The organism is Phormidium tenue FACHB-1052, assembly GCF_014696675.1.
Taxonomy (GTDB): Bacteria; Cyanobacteriota; Cyanobacteriia; order Phormidesmidales; family Phormidesmidaceae; genus Nodosilinea; species Nodosilinea tenuis_A.
The window spans coordinates 1-15845 of sequence record NZ_JACJQN010000002.1 but is presented as its reverse complement, the minus strand read 5'-3'; the positions used below and the strand labels follow the sequence as shown (position 1 = coordinate 15845).

Annotated in this window: 15 protein-coding genes; 8 read left to right on the top strand and 7 right to left on the bottom strand. The window is 56.2% G+C overall.

What is annotated here, in order from left to right:
• Window positions 1–93 precede the first annotated feature (93 nt).
• Together purL and H6G07_RS03915 are read right to left on the bottom strand one after the other, a co-directional pair.
• Window positions 94–2478, bottom strand: a complete 2385-nt coding sequence (purL, locus tag H6G07_RS03920; RefSeq protein WP_073607457.1) for a phosphoribosylformylglycinamidine synthase subunit PurL — start codon at window positions 2476–2478, stop codon at window positions 94–96.
• A gap of 98 nt (window positions 2479–2576) precedes the next feature.
• Window positions 2577–3131: a phycobiliprotein lyase gene (locus tag H6G07_RS03915; protein ID WP_073607458.1), complete on the bottom strand. Its 555-nt coding sequence runs from the start codon at window positions 3129–3131 to the stop codon at window positions 2577–2579.
• Window positions 3132–3423: 292 nt separating this feature from the next.
• Between H6G07_RS03915 and H6G07_RS03910 the strand changes: the two genes are divergently transcribed.
• On the top strand, window positions 3424–3960 hold the full coding sequence (locus tag H6G07_RS03910; protein WP_073607459.1) for a phycobiliprotein lyase: 537 nt from the start codon (window positions 3424–3426) through the stop codon (window positions 3958–3960).
• 83 nt (window positions 3961–4043) lie between these two features.
• Window positions 4044–4697, top strand: a complete 654-nt coding sequence (locus H6G07_RS03905) for a cyclase family protein (protein WP_073607460.1) — start codon at window positions 4044–4046, stop codon at window positions 4695–4697.
• A gap of 197 nt (window positions 4698–4894) precedes the next feature.
• Here H6G07_RS03905 and H6G07_RS03900 read toward each other — a convergent pair whose 3' ends face one another.
• Window positions 4895–5905 carry a ligand-binding sensor domain-containing protein gene (locus H6G07_RS03900; protein ID WP_073607461.1) on the bottom strand — a complete coding sequence of 337 codons (1011 nt, stop codon included), beginning with the start codon at window positions 5903–5905 and terminating at the stop codon, window positions 4895–4897.
• A gap of 481 nt (window positions 5906–6386) precedes the next feature.
• Here H6G07_RS03900 and H6G07_RS03895 point away from each other — a divergent pair, with 481 nt between their 5' ends.
• The 3 genes from H6G07_RS03895 to H6G07_RS03885 all read left to right on the top strand — a co-directional run bounded on the left by H6G07_RS03895 (window position 6387) and on the right by H6G07_RS03885 (window position 8863).
• On the top strand, window positions 6387–7817 hold the full coding sequence (locus H6G07_RS03895) for a form I ribulose bisphosphate carboxylase large subunit (RefSeq protein ID WP_026072509.1): 1431 nt from the start codon (window positions 6387–6389) through the stop codon (window positions 7815–7817).
• Window positions 7818–8008: 191 nt separating this feature from the next.
• Window positions 8009–8437: a RuBisCO chaperone RbcX gene (rcbX, locus tag H6G07_RS03890; protein WP_073607462.1), complete on the top strand. Its 429-nt coding sequence runs from the start codon at window positions 8009–8011 to the stop codon at window positions 8435–8437.
• Between the two features lie 78 nt (window positions 8438–8515).
• Window positions 8516–8863: a ribulose bisphosphate carboxylase small subunit gene (locus H6G07_RS03885; RefSeq protein ID WP_073607463.1), complete on the top strand. Its 348-nt coding sequence runs from the start codon at window positions 8516–8518 to the stop codon at window positions 8861–8863.
• Window positions 8864–9191: 328 nt separating this feature from the next.
• Here the strand turns inward: H6G07_RS03885 and H6G07_RS03880 are convergent, their stop codons facing one another.
• Both H6G07_RS03880 and H6G07_RS03875 read right to left on the bottom strand, forming a co-directional pair.
• Window positions 9192–9683 carry a hypothetical protein gene (locus tag H6G07_RS03880; protein ID WP_073607464.1) on the bottom strand — a complete coding sequence of 164 codons (492 nt, stop codon included), beginning with the start codon at window positions 9681–9683 and terminating at the stop codon, window positions 9192–9194.
• Window positions 9684–10172: 489 nt separating this feature from the next.
• On the bottom strand, window positions 10173–10997 hold the full coding sequence (locus tag H6G07_RS03875; protein ID WP_073607465.1) for a photosystem II manganese-stabilizing polypeptide: 825 nt from the start codon (window positions 10995–10997) through the stop codon (window positions 10173–10175).
• Between the two features lie 385 nt (window positions 10998–11382).
• On the opposite strand from H6G07_RS03875, the gene H6G07_RS03870 reads away from it, so the two are divergent.
• The 3 genes from H6G07_RS03870 (at window position 11383) to H6G07_RS03860 (ending at window position 14200) form a co-directional block, all read left to right on the top strand.
• Window positions 11383–11751 carry a hypothetical protein gene (locus H6G07_RS03870; RefSeq protein ID WP_199311905.1) on the top strand — a complete coding sequence of 123 codons (369 nt, stop codon included), beginning with the start codon at window positions 11383–11385 and terminating at the stop codon, window positions 11749–11751.
• 302 nt (window positions 11752–12053) lie between these two features.
• Window positions 12054–13571, top strand: a complete 1518-nt coding sequence (locus H6G07_RS03865; RefSeq protein WP_073607466.1) for a glycoside hydrolase family protein — start codon at window positions 12054–12056, stop codon at window positions 13569–13571.
• A gap of 17 nt (window positions 13572–13588) precedes the next feature.
• The gene (locus tag H6G07_RS03860) at window positions 13589–14200 is read left to right on the top strand and encodes an antibiotic biosynthesis monooxygenase (RefSeq protein WP_073607467.1); all 612 of its coding nucleotides are present in this window, start codon (window positions 13589–13591) and stop codon (window positions 14198–14200) included.
• Between the two features lie 74 nt (window positions 14201–14274).
• Here the strand turns inward: H6G07_RS03860 and H6G07_RS03855 are convergent, their stop codons facing one another.
• Both H6G07_RS03855 and H6G07_RS03850 read right to left on the bottom strand, forming a co-directional pair.
• Window positions 14275–14811, bottom strand: a complete 537-nt coding sequence (locus H6G07_RS03855) for a DUF4334 domain-containing protein (protein ID WP_073607468.1) — start codon at window positions 14809–14811, stop codon at window positions 14275–14277.
• A gap of 25 nt (window positions 14812–14836) precedes the next feature.
• A complete protein-coding gene (locus H6G07_RS03850) occupies window positions 14837–15538 on the bottom strand; it encodes a GDSL-type esterase/lipase family protein (protein ID WP_084172926.1) in 702 nt (233 codons plus the stop codon).
• Between the last annotated feature and the right edge of the window lie 307 nt (window positions 15539–15845).

The window sequence follows — 15845 nt, the reverse complement described above, 5'->3', positions numbered from 1 at the left end:
CTGCCGCATTCTCCACAGATGGCTCCGCAAACCCGATATAGAAAGGATTATCAGGCTGTATGTAGGGCAATCAAGAAAAGTGCCAAACCTGCCCTAGCTCTCCCCAGCAAGCCGCTGCTCGATCGCAGTGTGCCAGGTAGACGCCAGAGAATTCACCTCATCAGCAATCAGGGGTTGACCATCTCCACTGGCAATGACCAAGGTGTCACCCTGTACGGTGCCTAGCCATTGCCAGTTACCCGCCAGGTGATAACTCAGGTGAGCCTCCCAATCCGCCTGATGCTCGCGGCTCACCGAGACGACAATTCTGGCACCCCCTTCCCCAAACAGCAGCCGATCCCACCGCTGGCCAGACCGATCAGCCGCCAATGGCAGTTGCACCAGGGCTCCAAGCTGCCCGCTAATGCACGATTCTGCTAATACGACGGCCAACCCGCCCTCGGCGCTGTCATGGGCCGATCGCACCCAACCCTGGCCAATACCGTGGCGGCAGGCGGCCTGCACCTTCTTCTCAAGCGCCATATCGATCGCCGGGGGCCGTCCAGTTGCCTGACTGTAGATTGCCGCCAGGTACTCCGAGCCGCCTAGAGTAACTAGGGGATTGCCGTCGGTTGCTGCTGTTTCTGTCTGCTCCACCAATACGCCCAGCAGGTAGATCAAGTCACCCTCTTGCTGCCAGCCCTGGCCACAAGTGCGGCTCAAATCGTCGATTAGCCCCACCATGCCAACCACGGGGGTGGGGTAGATGGGCTGGGGGTTGCCCTGGCTGTCTACGGTTTCGTTGTAGAGCGAGACATTGCCCCCGGTCACGGGGGTCTCAAACTCACGGCAGGCATCGGCTAGGCCCCGGCAGGCGTTGGCCAGTTGCCAGTAGCCAATGGGCTTTTCGGGGCTGCCAAAGTTGAGATTGTCGGTCACCGCCAGGGGCAGGGCACCGACACAGCTAAGATTGCGAGCGGCTTCGGCCACAGCGGCTTTAGCGCCTTCGTAGGGGTTGAGATACACGTAGCGGGCGTTGCAGTCTACGGTGGCGGCCAAACCCCGCGTTACCGCTCCTGGCTGATAGCCGGGTACCGCTTCCTGGGGCCGCAGGCGAATGACGGCGGCATCCCCCTGGCCGGGGTAACGGACGGTGTTGTTTTGCACCTGGTGGTCGTACTGGCGATAGACCCAGGCTTTTGATGCGATCGTGGGCTGACCTAGCAGCCGATGGAGAACTCCCGTCCAGGTCGTTTCGCCCAAACTAGGGAGCACTATTCCTGCAGCAGAGCAGGGCGGCAAACTGTCTTCACTCCAGGCCCAGGCTTTTTGAGCATAGTCGGGCGGTTCGCTCAGCAAGTCGTGATGGTAGATGGGGGTATTTTCTGACAGAGCTAGGGCGGGAATTTCGGCAGCGACATCCCCCTGGAACAGAATTCGCACAATGGGATCGGCAATGACTGTGCCAGCCACAACGGCATGGAGACCCCAGCGCTCAAAGATTTCGATCACCTCAGCTTCGCGGCCTTTGGCGACCACAAACAGCATGCGCTCCTGGGATTCTGACAGCAGATACTCGTAGGGCACCATGCCGGTTTCCCGCACGGGGATGAGGTCGAGATCTAGCTCAATGCCTACGCCCCCCTTGGCCGCCATCTCGGCGGTGGAACAGGTGAGACCCGCTGCCCCCATGTCTTGGGCGGCGACGATCGCTCCCGTCTTAAACGCCTCTAAACAAGCTTCTACCAAGGATTTTTCAAGAAAAGGGTCGCCCACCTGCACGGCAGGACGATTTTGCTCAGACTCATCCGTCAGTTCGGCACTGGCGAAGCTGGCCCCGCCCATGCCGTCGCGCCCGGTGGTTGAACCGACGTACACCACCGGGTTACCCAGGCCCGCCGCCCCAGATTTGACGATGTCGTCGGTTTCCATGATGCCGATCGCCATCGCATTCACCAGCGGGTTGCCGTTGTAGGCGGCGTCAAAATACACCTCACCGCCCACCGTAGGTACCCCAAAGCAATTGCCGTAGTGGGCAATGCCCGACACCACCCCCTGGCACAGGCGGCGAGTGCGGCTGTCTGCCAGATCGCCAAACCGCAGGGAGTTAAGCACGGCGATCGGGCGCGCCCCCATGGTAAAAATATCGCGCAGAATGCCGCCGACCCCGGTAGCGGCCCCCTGGAACGGCTCTACGGCGGAAGGATGGTTGTGGGATTCGATCTTAAAGGCTACCCGCAGCCCATCGCCCGCGTCGATGACGCCCGCGTTTTCCCCTGGCCCCACCAGCACCCGTGGCCCCTCGGTGGGGAACTGCTTGAGTAGCGGGCGAGAGTTTTTGTAGCAGCAGTGCTCTGACCACATCACCCCAAACATGCCCAGTTCGGCGCGGTTGGGGTGGCGACCCAACCGCTGCACAATGTCGTCGTACTCCTCGGGCTTGATGCCCTCAGAGGCGATTTCGGCGGGGCTAAAAGGGGCGGTAGAAAAGGCTGTCATGCTGGCAGGGGGAAATTGCCTCCCGATCTTAGCCCTAAGTTGTCTCTTGAAGGGCGAAAGGGTTCACAATCCAGGGCAAGCGCATGCTCTCTGACCCCCTACTCCACCTTTTGCTCCACGCCAAACCCGACCAGCGCCAAGGTATCCATGGCCTCTCCCTCAGCGGGGCGGTGGTAGTTGAGAATGCGGCGAATGCGTGTGTTGGGGTTGACTAGCAGAATGGAATCGACGGAGACCACGCGGGTGTAGGGGGTGGTCATGAGTAACTCGCGGTTGCTCTGGTCGTAGGTGAAGGTGGAGATGATCGGGCGGTCTTCTTCGTAGGCGCGATCGCGCAAATAGTCTCCCGCTAGCACAGTCCCCGTTTGCTGCTTGGGCACAAATAGGGCGCGCAGCTCCTGGGAAACCTCTTCGCCTTTGTCGGAGACGGTGTGGAAGGCGAGCTGAAAGCCGGGCATCTGGTCGATATTCTCAATCGGGTCGTAGCCGTTGTCGGCCAGCACCTTGCGGCGCAGCTCAGGAGTGATGGCATCGACACGAAAGTCGGTATGCGATCGCTCGATCTCTTGCTGGGCAATGTAGTGATAGGTGCGCTCGATCGACCATTGACCAATGCAGCAGTCGAAGAAGTAAGTTATGTCGGCTAAATCCATTGCGTTAGCCCTCAGGGATGCGCGTACCTACTAACGGTAACAGGGTTTGTGAGGTGCTCATCAACCGTTCACAGGCCTACCGATGAAACGCTTTGGACTTAAGTATTAATGCTTACAGAATCTCCTGCAAGACTGCGTAGGATCATCCACAGGTCTGGCTAAAATCACCCACTTGGGTCATTGTCGGACGCTTGCCTGCCGATTATGATAAAAACTAAAGTTAAGAAGTCTAACAATCCTGATTTATGGATTGACTTTTTCTGCTCTATGCCCTTTCTCTGGATGGTCGACTATGCCCCTCTCCGCTGATGTTGCCCGCCTTTTAGCTGAACCTTTAGTGCAGGCCTTTTTTCAAGAAACCGCCGGAGACTGGCGATCGGAGCGGCGCTACTACACCCTCAAAAGCGGCGAAACCCAGGAAGTAGTGAGCCAAATCACGATTGAGTTTCTAGAGGCAGGTGCCGATCAGCTCTTGGAACTGGCTAGCTTGCACCAGCTCGATCCTCAAAAGCCATTGATTTGCGGCACCACCGTCACTTGGGAAAGCGAGTACGTGGGCACCGGCAAAAAGCCCGTAGCGGGCAACACTATCTTTGGGGTGCGGGGGACGACGTTGTATCGCGATCGCGGTTTTGCCACCTCTAAACCCGTCACCGCCCAGTATCATTTCACCGACAGCCGTACCTTGGTGCTCAAAACCCAGTACAACGACTCCTCGTTTGAAGAAGAACTGCGGCTGATTGGCCAGCGCTACCGCACCCGCCAAACGGTCATTTCCCGCGCTGGAGAACAGATTATGATTGGGCAATACCTAGAAACTCGCCTTTGAAGCCAATTTTGGGGCCTAGAGGCTGTTAGGTAAGGGCTCTCTCGGTTTAGCATTCTGGTATAGCCGTTGCCAAAGAAAAGAGAATGCTGATCGATCTGAGCCATACCGTAGAGCACGGCATGATTACCTACGAAGGTATTCCTGGCCCCATCATTTGCGATTTTCTCAGCCGGGAAGCCTCGCAGGCCCACTACGCCAAAGGCACCACTTTCCACATTGGCAAAATCGAAATGGCGGCCAACACCGGCACGTACATTGATTCGCCCTTTCATCGCTACGCTAACGGCAAAGATTTATCGGAACTGCCTCTAGAATCTATCGCAGACATCGACGGGCTGTTGTTCCGGGCTGACCCAACGCAACGGGCGATTGGTCCAGAGTTGTTCGCAGGGGCAGCGGTTCAGGGCAAAGCTGTGCTCGTACATACCGGGTGGTCTCAGCACTGGCGGACAGCTCAGTATTTCAAGGGGCATCCCTTTTTAACCGCAGCGGCGGCAGAATGGCTCCAAGGTGCTGGCGCTCGACTGGTAGGCATTGACTCGCTCAATATTGACGACACTAGCGATGGCCATCGCCCTGTGCATTCAATCTTGCTAGGTGCAGATATTCCCATCGTTGAGCATATGTGCAACCTTGAAAGTCTTCCCGACTCAGGCTTTAAGCTCCACGCTGTGCCCGTTAAGGTCCAGAGCTTTGGCACGTTTCCCGTGCGTGTCTACGCGGTTACTCAATCCTAAATTGGCTGGTCGCCCTAAAGTTGCGTCAAACTCAGTCGAATTTAACCCGATTTTCTTAACTTGAGCTTGAACCGTGAACTGTGGAACGCTGGAACTAGCCATAGCGCCATACCTCAGACACAGTGGCCTGGTCAAAACGGCTTTTGGTAAGTGAGCGATTTGTCAGGGCGCAGCAGGATATGGAGGCTTCAGACTTCTTAACGGGTTTGGACGACGGTAGGGCTCACTAAGCCCCAGTGAGGGGTACCGTCGCCTGTGGTCAGGCTGACCCAGCCCAGCCCTTCGCTGGTGCCTACCCAGATCTTGTTGCCTGTATTGGTCGATAGCGACAGGATCCGCCCTGAGGGCAGGGATGGTACCTGTCCCAGCAATTCACCGCTGTCGGGTTTGACTTTAAACAGGCCTGTAGTGGTACCTACCCAAACATTTCCGGCTTGATCAAACTCGACCGTCTGCACGTTTTTGTCGCGCATTGTCCCTACCGATCGCACCAGTTCAGACCGCACCGGGTCTACGACTAGAAGACTACTGGCCGTGCCGACCCACAAATTCCCCTCGGGGCCGAGGGTGAGCGACTGCACCGCGCCGCCAGGTAGATCACCGACTTCGCGAACGGGGAAAGCATTCGCTGTGTTGATCTGCACCAGGCCGCTGAGGGTGCCGACCCAGAGGTTGTTGTTGCCGTCGAGGGCAAGGGCATTGGCGCTGACCCCCGGCAGTTCCTGTACGGTGGTCATCAGCAGGCCGCGATCGGGGCTGATCATTACTAGGCCGCGATCGGTGCCAGCCCAAAGAAAGCCACGGCTGTCTACCAACAGCGACAACACTCGGTTGGAGGGCAAGGTGAAGTTTTGGGCAGTAATCACATTAGTGCGCGGGTCAACCCGCACCAGGCCATCAAAGGTGCCCACCCAGATGCGCCCGACCCGGTCTTGGGCTAAAGATTCTAGGGTGCGGCTCGGCATTCTCACCCGTTGCAGTACTTGCCCCGTTTCAGGGTTAATGCGAGACAGCCCTGCCCAGGAGCCCACCCAGAGGTCGCCGGTAAAGTCGGGCTGGAGGGCGGTGACGCGGTAGTCGGCGGTGATGGGGGTTTGGGCGAGAAGGGGTGTTGGTTCTAGGCTGGTTGCAGGGTGAAGGTTAGGGGGTAGGGAGTAAAGACTCCCTGGTGGCAGGATTAGCGACGATAGAACCAGCAGGCTTAACATAATCTCTCCCCACGGTTTGCGGTGGCGTGCAATAGCCCCTAATGAATGACCCATCAAGGGTTTGGGCACCTCAAGCGTTACAGTATATCGACAATTTCAGGGAGCGGAGTCTCTGGATGGATTTTGTCAGCCAGCACTGTTGGGGCATAGAAGCAGGCCTGCTTCAAGGAACTTGAGAAACCCACACCTTGGTTCACTTTGATTCATAGTTTTTAGTTATGAATGTATACAGATCTTCCAAAATTAAACTTATCCGATCGCTGATAGTATGCTAACCATACGGTAATTAAAAATACTAAAAGCACTCAAAGGGCAGCCGTCTTGAGGGGTGCTTTAGTATTTCTACTCGTCTCAAATTTGCGTGGGCTGACCGGGGCTTAGGCTGAGCAAAGGGCTTCCTTAACTGAGGAAGCTTATTTGTGTGTGGCTGGGCTGTAAAGGTTCGCTTGAGGGATTTCATTAGATTCACAGGAAGGGAGACATGTCTTACTCTCAGACAACGACTCAATCAAAAGCTGGCTACAGCGCCGGGGTTAAGGACTACAAACTGACCTACTACACTCCGGACTACACGCCCAAGGATACCGACATCCTGGCGGCATTCCGGATGACCCCCCAGCCCGGCGTGCCGCCCGAAGAGTGCGCCGCTGCTGTGGCCGCTGAATCTTCCACTGGTACCTGGACCACGGTGTGGACCGACCTGCTGACCGACATGGATCGGTACAAGGGTCGCTGCTACGACATCGAGCCCGTACCCGGCGAAGACAACCAGTACATCTGCTACGTAGCCTACCCCCTCGACCTGTTTGAGGAAGGCTCAGTCACCAACCTGCTGACCTCCCTGGTGGGCAACGTGTTTGGTTTCAAAGCCCTGCGCGCCCTGCGTCTCGAAGACCTGCGCATTCCTGTGGCCTATCTGAAGACCTTCCAGGGGCCTCCCCACGGGATTCAGGTAGAGCGCGATCGCCTCAACAAGTACGGTCGTCCCCTGCTGGGCTGCACCATCAAGCCCAAGCTCGGTCTGTCGGCTAAAAACTATGGCCGCGCTGTGTACGAGTGCCTGCGCGGTGGTCTCGACTTCACCAAGGATGACGAGAACATCAACTCTCAGCCCTTCCAGCGGTGGCGCGATCGCTTCCTGTTTGTGGCTGACGCCATTCACAAGTCCCAGGCTGAAACCGGCGAGATCAAGGGTCACTACCTGAACGTCACCGCCGCCACCTGCGAAGAGATGATCAAGCGGGCCGAGTACGCCAAAGAACTCGACATGCCCATCATCATGCACGACTTCTTGACCGGTGGTTTTACCGCCAATACCAGCCTGGCTCACTGGTGCCGCGATAACGGTGTGCTGCTGCACATTCACCGCGCCATGCACGCCGTAATTGACCGCCAGAAGAACCACGGTATCCACTTCCGCGTGCTGGCCAAGTGTCTGCGTATGTCCGGTGGTGACCACATCCACACCGGTACCGTTGTGGGCAAACTGGAGGGCGATCGCGCCGGCACTCTGGGCTTCGTTGACCTGCTGCGCGAAAACTACATCGAGCAAGACAAGTCTCGCGGTATCTACTTCACCCAAGACTGGGCTTCCATGGGCGGCGTCATGGCCGTAGCCTCCGGTGGTATCCACGTATGGCACATGCCTGCGCTGGTGGAAATCTTCGGCGACGACTCCGTGCTGCAGTTTGGTGGTGGTACTCTGGGCCACCCCTGGGGTAACGCGCCTGGTGCAACCGCTAACCGCGTGGCCCTCGAAGCTTGCGTTCAGGCCCGTAACGAAGGCCGCGACCTGGCCCGCGAAGGTGGCGACATCATCCGCGAAGCCTGCAAGTGGTCTCCCGAACTGGCTGCCGCCTGCGAACTGTGGAAGGAAATTAAGTTCGAGTTCGACACCGTTGACACCATCTAAGTGCCTGGCGGGTGCTGCGGTACCCGCTAAGGGACGGTTTAGGGCGTGTTGGTCAGTCCACCGATTTGCAGGGCTCCAAAATACTTGGGGAATGCTGCACAAGTTACCGAATCTTCAACCCATTCGGGCTTAGATCAGGGCTACCAACCGCCCCACTGGCGGGGTCTATGTCAATCGTTCGAGAGACACCGATGGACCTTAAGCAAACGGCTAAAGACACCGCTAAGGTGCTCACTAGCTACCTGACGTTTCAGGCTGTAAAAACGGTGCTGAATCAGCTAAAGGAAACCAACCCCGCCCGCGCCTATTGGCTCAACGGCTTCTCGACCAAAGAGGCGCTTCAGGATGGTGAAGCCTACCTGAGTGCCTTGCTGGAAGAGAGTGCAGACCTGGCGATTCGAGTGATGACCGTGCGGCAGCACATTGCAGAGGGTATCTGCGAGTTCTTGCCCGAGATGGTGGTCATTAGCATTCAGCAGGCCAATATGGAACACCGCCGCCAGCATTTAGAACGCATCACTCAGCTCGGAGATGCTGAACACACCGTAGATTCAAAATTTGTTGAGGATACTGATGTCCCGCAAGAGTCTACGGCTGACGCTGACCCCTCCCCTGAGTAGGCGATTCACCTCAACTCTGTTGCTTTTTCATTTACACGGCGTCAGCCGATCGCACCCTAGTTAACCCAGCGAGGAACCATGAAAACTCTGCCCAAAGAGCGTCGTTTTGAAACGATGTCCTACCTGCCCCCTCTGACAGATGCTCAGATCGAGCGGCAAATTGCCTACATTCTCAAGCAGGGCTATTTCCCCGCCATTGAGTTCAACGAAGCCTCGAACCCCGAGGAGTACTACTGGACTATGTGGAAGCTGCCCCTGTTCAACGCCACTTCTACCCAAGAAGTGCTCAGCGAAGTGCAGGCCTGCCGCTCTGAGTACTCCAACTGCTACATTCGCGTAGTGGGCTTTGACAACGTCAAGCAGTGCCAAATCGCTAGCTTCATCGTGCACAAGCCCGGTGCTACCAGCAGCGGCTACCGCTACTAGAGTCTGACCTGTAAGGGGTTAGACAACGAGACAAAAGGCGGAGAGGAAACCCTCTCCGCCTTTTGTGTTTTTGGAAGCAAGTCGAATAATTACTGGCCCGCTTCAATGATCTGGTTAGCTGTCAGCTACAAACGTGCAGCTCGTAGCGCCCGGTTTCTGGCAGCCAGGTCAAAAGCTCCTGCAAGCTCATGTTCTGAGATAACGCCTGAACCACTGGGTTGCCCCCTCTAAGCATCGGTTAATGATGCATGCGATCGCAAGAGGCCAGAGCAAATCCTCCTCAGCGATTGCCTGGCCCTTAGCCTAATTCTACAAGCTGGCTCTGGCCCTAGTGGCGGCTACAGGTGGCCAGCAGTTGCTGATCTAGCTCAGAGAGGGTGGCGATCGCATATAGGCCCTCTAGCTCAGTTACCCCAGCCCCGCCGCTGCTGCTGGCGATGCTCGTGTCGGCCACCATCGCTACCGAATAGCTCGATTCGCTCTGGTCGTAGGCATCGGTAATCACCAGATCAAGGGCACCATTGCCCACCGTGCCGCGCACACAGTCAAAGGACGACGAGGGCTGATAGAGAGCCCCATTCAGGCGACCTTCCTGCGCTTCAAACACAAAGTAGACGGCTCCTACCGTGTCGGCAACCGGCGACTCGCCGTAGAGATAGGTGCCGTTGGGAATGCCGGGGGTGCTGCCCGACGCGGCACCGGCCATGGCCGAGAGCGCGACCACGGCGGCGGCAGCGGTGGCTAAACGATGCAGGCTGGTCTGGACGCGATCGCCCCCAGTGAGGAGTTCGGTTTGGGTAGAAAGAGTGGGGGCAGCCATAACGGGGGAATTTCAAGCGACATAAGTAATATCCCTCGAAAGGCCGATGCCCATGGTGATAGCCCCCCTTCCCCCAGGTGACGTTAGTAAGGTGAGGCTGTGATCTAGATCAGTCTTAGTTGCTATCGTCCAACGCCTGACGCACCAATCGCCGCAAATCGCCTAATCTTGGGTCTGTTTTGACTTGCTAGCACTTGTGATAGAGAGGGTACGCCTTGGCTAAACTGCGGTTCTCGACCCAACCAAACTAGCTTTTAAGGTACCCGCCCTAATGGCACCGAGCTCGCTCTAGGAGTAGAAACGGCTTGTCCTGAGCCCATCACTGTTTAGCAATCCCTTCAGCAATCCAGTGGGTAACTCTATGGGGTGCTGTACCATGCCTCGACCGTGCATTGAGAAGGTATGGCGACAAAACAAGGCAATAAAAAAGGAAGGAGTTATGCTCCTTCCTCAGCTTTGAAATTGTTAGGGGTTTAGCTTAAGACAAGCTTAGACTTCTTCAAGGCGAGCGTAGAAAACGCCTTGTACCTTGATGTCTACCGGCTCAGCGGTGCCCATGTCGGTATCAGAGGGTTGCTCTGCTTCAAAGGTGCCGCCAATCTCGCCAGTGGCGCTGTCGATCTTAGACACCCGCAGGGACATGTGCCCCCGACCGACGTCAAAGGATTTTACATTTTCCTTTTCATACTCTTCGCTGTCGCCGCTGCCGGGTAGCGCTACGGCGCTATCATAGCCAGTGGCCAGACCGCGGCCCTTGGGGTCGAGGAAGTTAGAGGTGCGGTAGGAGGGCACTGAATAGTCACCCTCAAAGTCGATGGAGCTGTTTAGAGCGTTTTGCCCCGGCTGGGACTTAGCGGTCAGACCCTTGACGGTAAACAGGAAGGGCTCTTGCTGGCCACCGGGAAGCTGAACGGTAATGGCCTGGAAATCCATGCCGCCGGTCTCAGAGAACAGCAGACTACCGTCAGAATCTACGGTCAGATCGCCGCGCACCTGGTCTAGGCTCGAGGTGTAGCGTGTTAACACCTTGCCGGGCACATAGGTCGCCTCTTGGCGCTTGGAGGCTTCTTCCTTGACAAAGTAGGCCGTGGGCTCAATGCACATGCCTACGAGTTCATAGGTTTTGCCACTTTCGAGGGCAATGCTGCCTCGGGTCATTTCTGAAAGCTGGGGGCACTTGTTGGCCAGGCCAGTGTTACGAATTTGGTCATAGGTTAGCGGCACACTACTGGTGGCACTGGGCGCTTCGCTACAGGCTGTCAGTACACTCAGGCAGATGGCCAAGAACGCAACTAAGAGGGCGCGATACCTCATGGTCTACCTCAAAATTTAGTATGTAAAAGGCGCTGTCAAACTACTCAAATAATGCGACAGCCGTCGGCTCTGGGCTGCTACGGCGCTGGCCAGATAGCCCTGGCGCGAAACCATGACAAAGCAACTCAAGTTTGCTCGCTAGCCCGGCAACAACGCTGGGCCTGCCCTCAGCCAGTAAAGCCTCAAGTAAGCATTCTACATGGCTCTGGGACTCTTTCCTAGAATATCGGGTCGGTACTGTCGAGGTGCTGGTATCTTGGGGTAAACCCAGTTGGGCTAAGGGTTTCAGAGTTAAGGCTATCTCAGAGCTTTAACCATGCTGATGCTGGTTTTGACGACCCAACCGCTAACGTTAAGCTATCTAACAAAATCTTTCGCTAAAGCCATGACTGATTACCCGCCCGGCGATCGCAGCGACAGTTTGCCCCACGATCTGAGCCAGCTGTCTGACCTTATCGATCAGGCGGCTCTGGAGCGCAAAGGCAACAGTACCGATCTGCTGGCCCTGCTGCGGCTCCTAGAGCAGTGCCACCGCGACATCTGCGAAACTCTCTTCTATGAGGCGCTACCCGACAACCGCCAACACCTCTACGCCCTGCTAAGGGATATCGAAGTCAATGGTGGCTGGCCCTACATTCAGCGGATGAAGCTTAAGGCACTGTTGGTCAACCTGCCCGATTTCGATTTTGATACCCTCTTCCCCTCGACGGCGCTGCCCCTGGAGGAAGATCGGTTTCCGGGGGAAGAAAAGTAAACAGCTGTTGCCTGAGCAAGGAGGCGATGAAGTGTTGTTGGCGGGAGGACGTTTAGTCCGACAAGGAACCTTTTGCTCAGTCAACTAATCTAGTGTCTCTGTCTGGGCTGCCTACCATAACTAGTGGTAAGCTGAGCCAATTTCGGTATTAGGCCTGGCTTGGGATGTTCAAAGGATCCTTGCCTAAACTGACTACTCCCCAAGCCACTTTGTGGTTTAAACGCTACTTTAGCTTTCGGCACAACTCCTTCTTCATCGCACCTATGGCCAGTCATTCCTTTACAGCTAGGCTCCGTAGTTCGATGCAGCGGTTGACTAAACCACTGCTGGTGCCGAGCTTGGCCCTAGCCGCTGGACTGGCCAGTTTGGGATTGCTGCCGGGTAGCAGCATGGAGCGAGCGCTGGCGCTCAATGCTTACTGCCAAGTCACCCAAGAGGTCGCCCTGGCCAAAGAAAATTTGCGCAAAGCTGCTCTGGAGGGCGATAGCACAGCCCAGCAGCAGTATCAGGCCATGGTGCGCCAGCACACCGAGGATCTGCGCCAGTGCCGCAGTCGCACTTGGCCCCAGCGCCAGGCGGTGTGGGTGCGCCTTTACCCCTGCGATCTGCAACCCGGCATTCTCGATGCGCTGTTCGATCGCATCGTCAATCTGGGCTACAACGAGGTCTACGTGGAGGCCTTCTACGGTGGTCAAGTGCTGCTGCCCCAGGGCGACAACCCCACCGTGTGGCCGTCGGTGGTGCAGGCCCCTGGCTATGAGCGCCGCGACTTGCTGGCCGAATCGATCGCAACCGGTCGCCAGCGAGGGCTGCGGGTCGATGCCTGGGTGTTTGCCCTCAACTTTGGCTATTCCTATGGGTTGCGCAGCGATCGCGAGCAGGTACTGGCCCTCAACGGTCGCGGTCAAACCACCTACACTTATGCCAAAGCTGGAGACTCTAGCAACCCTGACGAGGTCTTTGTCGATCCCTACAATGCTCAAGCCCAGGCCGACTATAGCCGCTTGATGGGGGCTATCCTGCGGCGACAGCCCGACGGCGTACTGTTTGACTATGTGCGCTATCCCCGGGGTGTCGGCGCTAACTCAGTGGCCGACAGCGTTGATGACCTGTGGATCTACGGTCAGGCTTCGCGCGATGCACTGTTTCGTCGGGCGGTGAACCAGCAGGGGCAGGAGCTAATCCGCCGCTACATCAGCCGGGGCCACCTGGTCGATCGCGACATTCAAGAGGTGCGCGACCTCTACCCCAATGAGGCAGAGCCGCTGTGGCAAAGCCGCACCCCATCCCCACCGCTGCAAGTGGGCCAGCAGCCACCTACCCCGGCCAGTCTGCGCCCCCAACTAAATGCCGAACTGTGGCAGCTCAGCGTGGCCCACGCGGTGCAAGGGGTGGTCGATTTTGTGAAAGTGGCCGGAGAACAGGTGCAGCGCAGCGGTATTGAAGCCGGAGCGGTGTTTTTCCCGGAGGGGAATCAGACGGTGGGTACCGGCGGCTATGACTCACGGCTGCAATATTGGGAGCGCTTTCCCACCTGGATGACCTGGCACCCGATGGCCTACGCAGTGTGCGGCAATACGGGCTGTATTTTAGACGGCATCCGCCGGGTGCAGACGATGATACCCAGCGGCACCTCCCCCACAGTGACCCCGGCACTGGCCGGAATTTGGGGACAGGCGACCTACAACCGCCCGGCGCTCGAAACTCAGATGGAAGCTCTGCGGCGATCGAGTCCTGAAATTACCTCAGTGAGCCACTTTGCCTACTCCTGGCAAGACCCTGAGTTCGATCGCGTGAGAAAATTCTGTTCGCTCCAGTAAACCACCTGCCGCGATCTATGGAAGAGCCTCAGCCACAATCTGGCCCAGTTACTCTGGTGATCTCCGAAGTGGTTGAACCCAGCAAAGTTGATGACTACGAAGCTTGGACCAAAGGGATCAACCGCGATGCGAGGCAGTTTGAGGGCTTTTTAGGGGTTGAAATCATTCGCCCCCGCGACCACGCTCATCCCGAGTATGTGGTGATTGTCAAGTTCGAGAGCTACGATCGCCTGCGTCGCTGGTTGATATCGCCTACCTACCGCGCCTGGATGGATCAATCCTACGGGCTGATTGCAGCGCGATCGCAACAGCAGCTCTCCAGCGGTCTAGAACTATGGTTTACGCTGCCCCAGGCGCGACTGGGCATGACATCACCGCTGCCCTCACCGCCTTACTACAAGCAAGTGGTGCTGGGTGTTTTGGCCGTCTACCCGCTCATTTTGCTGGCCAATCGACTGCTGGGGCCGCTGCTAGGGAGGCTGCCGCCACTGCTGGGCCTGTTCATTTCAGTGATTTTTGTCTCCGCTTTGCTCACCTACCCTGTCATGCCGTGGCTCAGTAAGGGTCTAGCGTTTTGGCTTTACCCAACGGGCTCGAAGGTAAAGGTTAGGGCAAAAGAACGAAGGTAGACGGGCAAACGTGGCAAAAGAATGGCTCATTTTATCAACCAATTTTTGCAACTTCAACGCCTTAATCCGATCTTTTACTCCCGCCTCAACACAAAAAAGAACGGATATTTCATGCCCTTGAGATCCATCAGGCCTAGTAACGTATGGTCATCCACCCTGCGAAAGATGTCGTTGATCGGTAGGCTGTCGTAAATCATCGTTGCCGTTTTTTTGCCCCGATAGGTGGTTGAGCGAAGGCGCGCACTAGATTGCTCGGTAGAAAACAAAAAAAGGCTGGCCTGAAAGAGCGATCCTACAGCCTCGAATTTTGGAATGGGTAGGCGATCGAGCCAGCCAATAACCGGCAATATCCAAAGCGGGTTGATGCTAGCTGTGTTGCCATCCATAGTATCAAAAACCAGTGGATGAACATGTTCCGGGGTTTCAAAGCGCTTGCCGTGCCAATGATAGGCCTCTAGAACCCCATCTAAAGGATGATTGGTGGGAAAACCAAAACCTTGCCAAGATCCGATCATATCGTTGACATCGACCGTGTCGAGGTTGTCGAAAATATTTAAAGCTTCAGCAGTACTGACTTTGCCAAAGGCGAGAGCTTCAGAAAATGTAGTCATAAAACCGGGTTTCAATCATGAAAAGTTACTGATTCTGCCCCTGGCCGGATAGATTTTCGGGCAGAATAGCAGCGTCTAGAAGTGGCTGTAACCCTTCAGCAACGCGTTCTGCCAAAATTTCATGCCCTGCCTGATTGGGATGAATCTCGTCGTATAAATAGCGTGGATCATTTAACCCTTCTAGTACCCCAGGGATGAGATGGGCATGGGTATCCTTTGCCACGCGTTGATACAGCCCTTTGTAGCTGCCATTAAATGGGCTAACATCCATACCCAGAATCACCACAATAGCTCCGGCCTGCTGAAGGCGGGTCACGATTTGCCGCAGGTTTTCTTCAGTTTGGGCAGGGGGCACTTGTCTGAGATAGTCGTTGCCGCCTAGCCCAACTATGACCAACCAAGGGTCGGCTTCTATGACATCTTGCTGTAACCGATTTAGCGCTGCTTCCGTGGTGTCGCCACTTCTGCCCCGGTTGATAATCGGTAGGTCTAAGGTCTGACTAAGTAGGTTTGGGTACGCGGCCCCAAGGCCAACCCCCGCCCCTGCCGTAATGCTATCGCCTAGCGCAATGATCTGCGCTCCGCTACCCTGGCGCAGGTTGTTGACATCTTCGCCCAGCGTTTTGATGGTCTCATTGGGAGCGTTTCGATCGGGTTGGTCATTAGTGGAGAGCTTGGGGCCATTACATGCTGTCAAAAGCAGCAGACCACTAAAGCTTAGACTCATTAACCTGGCCTTAAATGTCTTCATCAAGAACGCTTAAGTTGTTCTAAGTACACTACGATACCTTTGCGAAAAGTAGGTTTAGACACGATCGCCTTCAATAGGTTATTTTTTATTTCAGTATTTCAGGCCACATTGACGTTGTTGCTTGCCGCAGGATCAATCTTGGTAAAGAAATCAAGCTACAGATAGCTGTTAGCCTATACTTTGGGCGCATCCCAGTTATGCGATGAGCAATAATGCTTAGGCTTGCCTAGGGCTATGAGCGCTAAGCTTTGAGTAGTTCAGCCTAGGACCCTCATTTCCATGG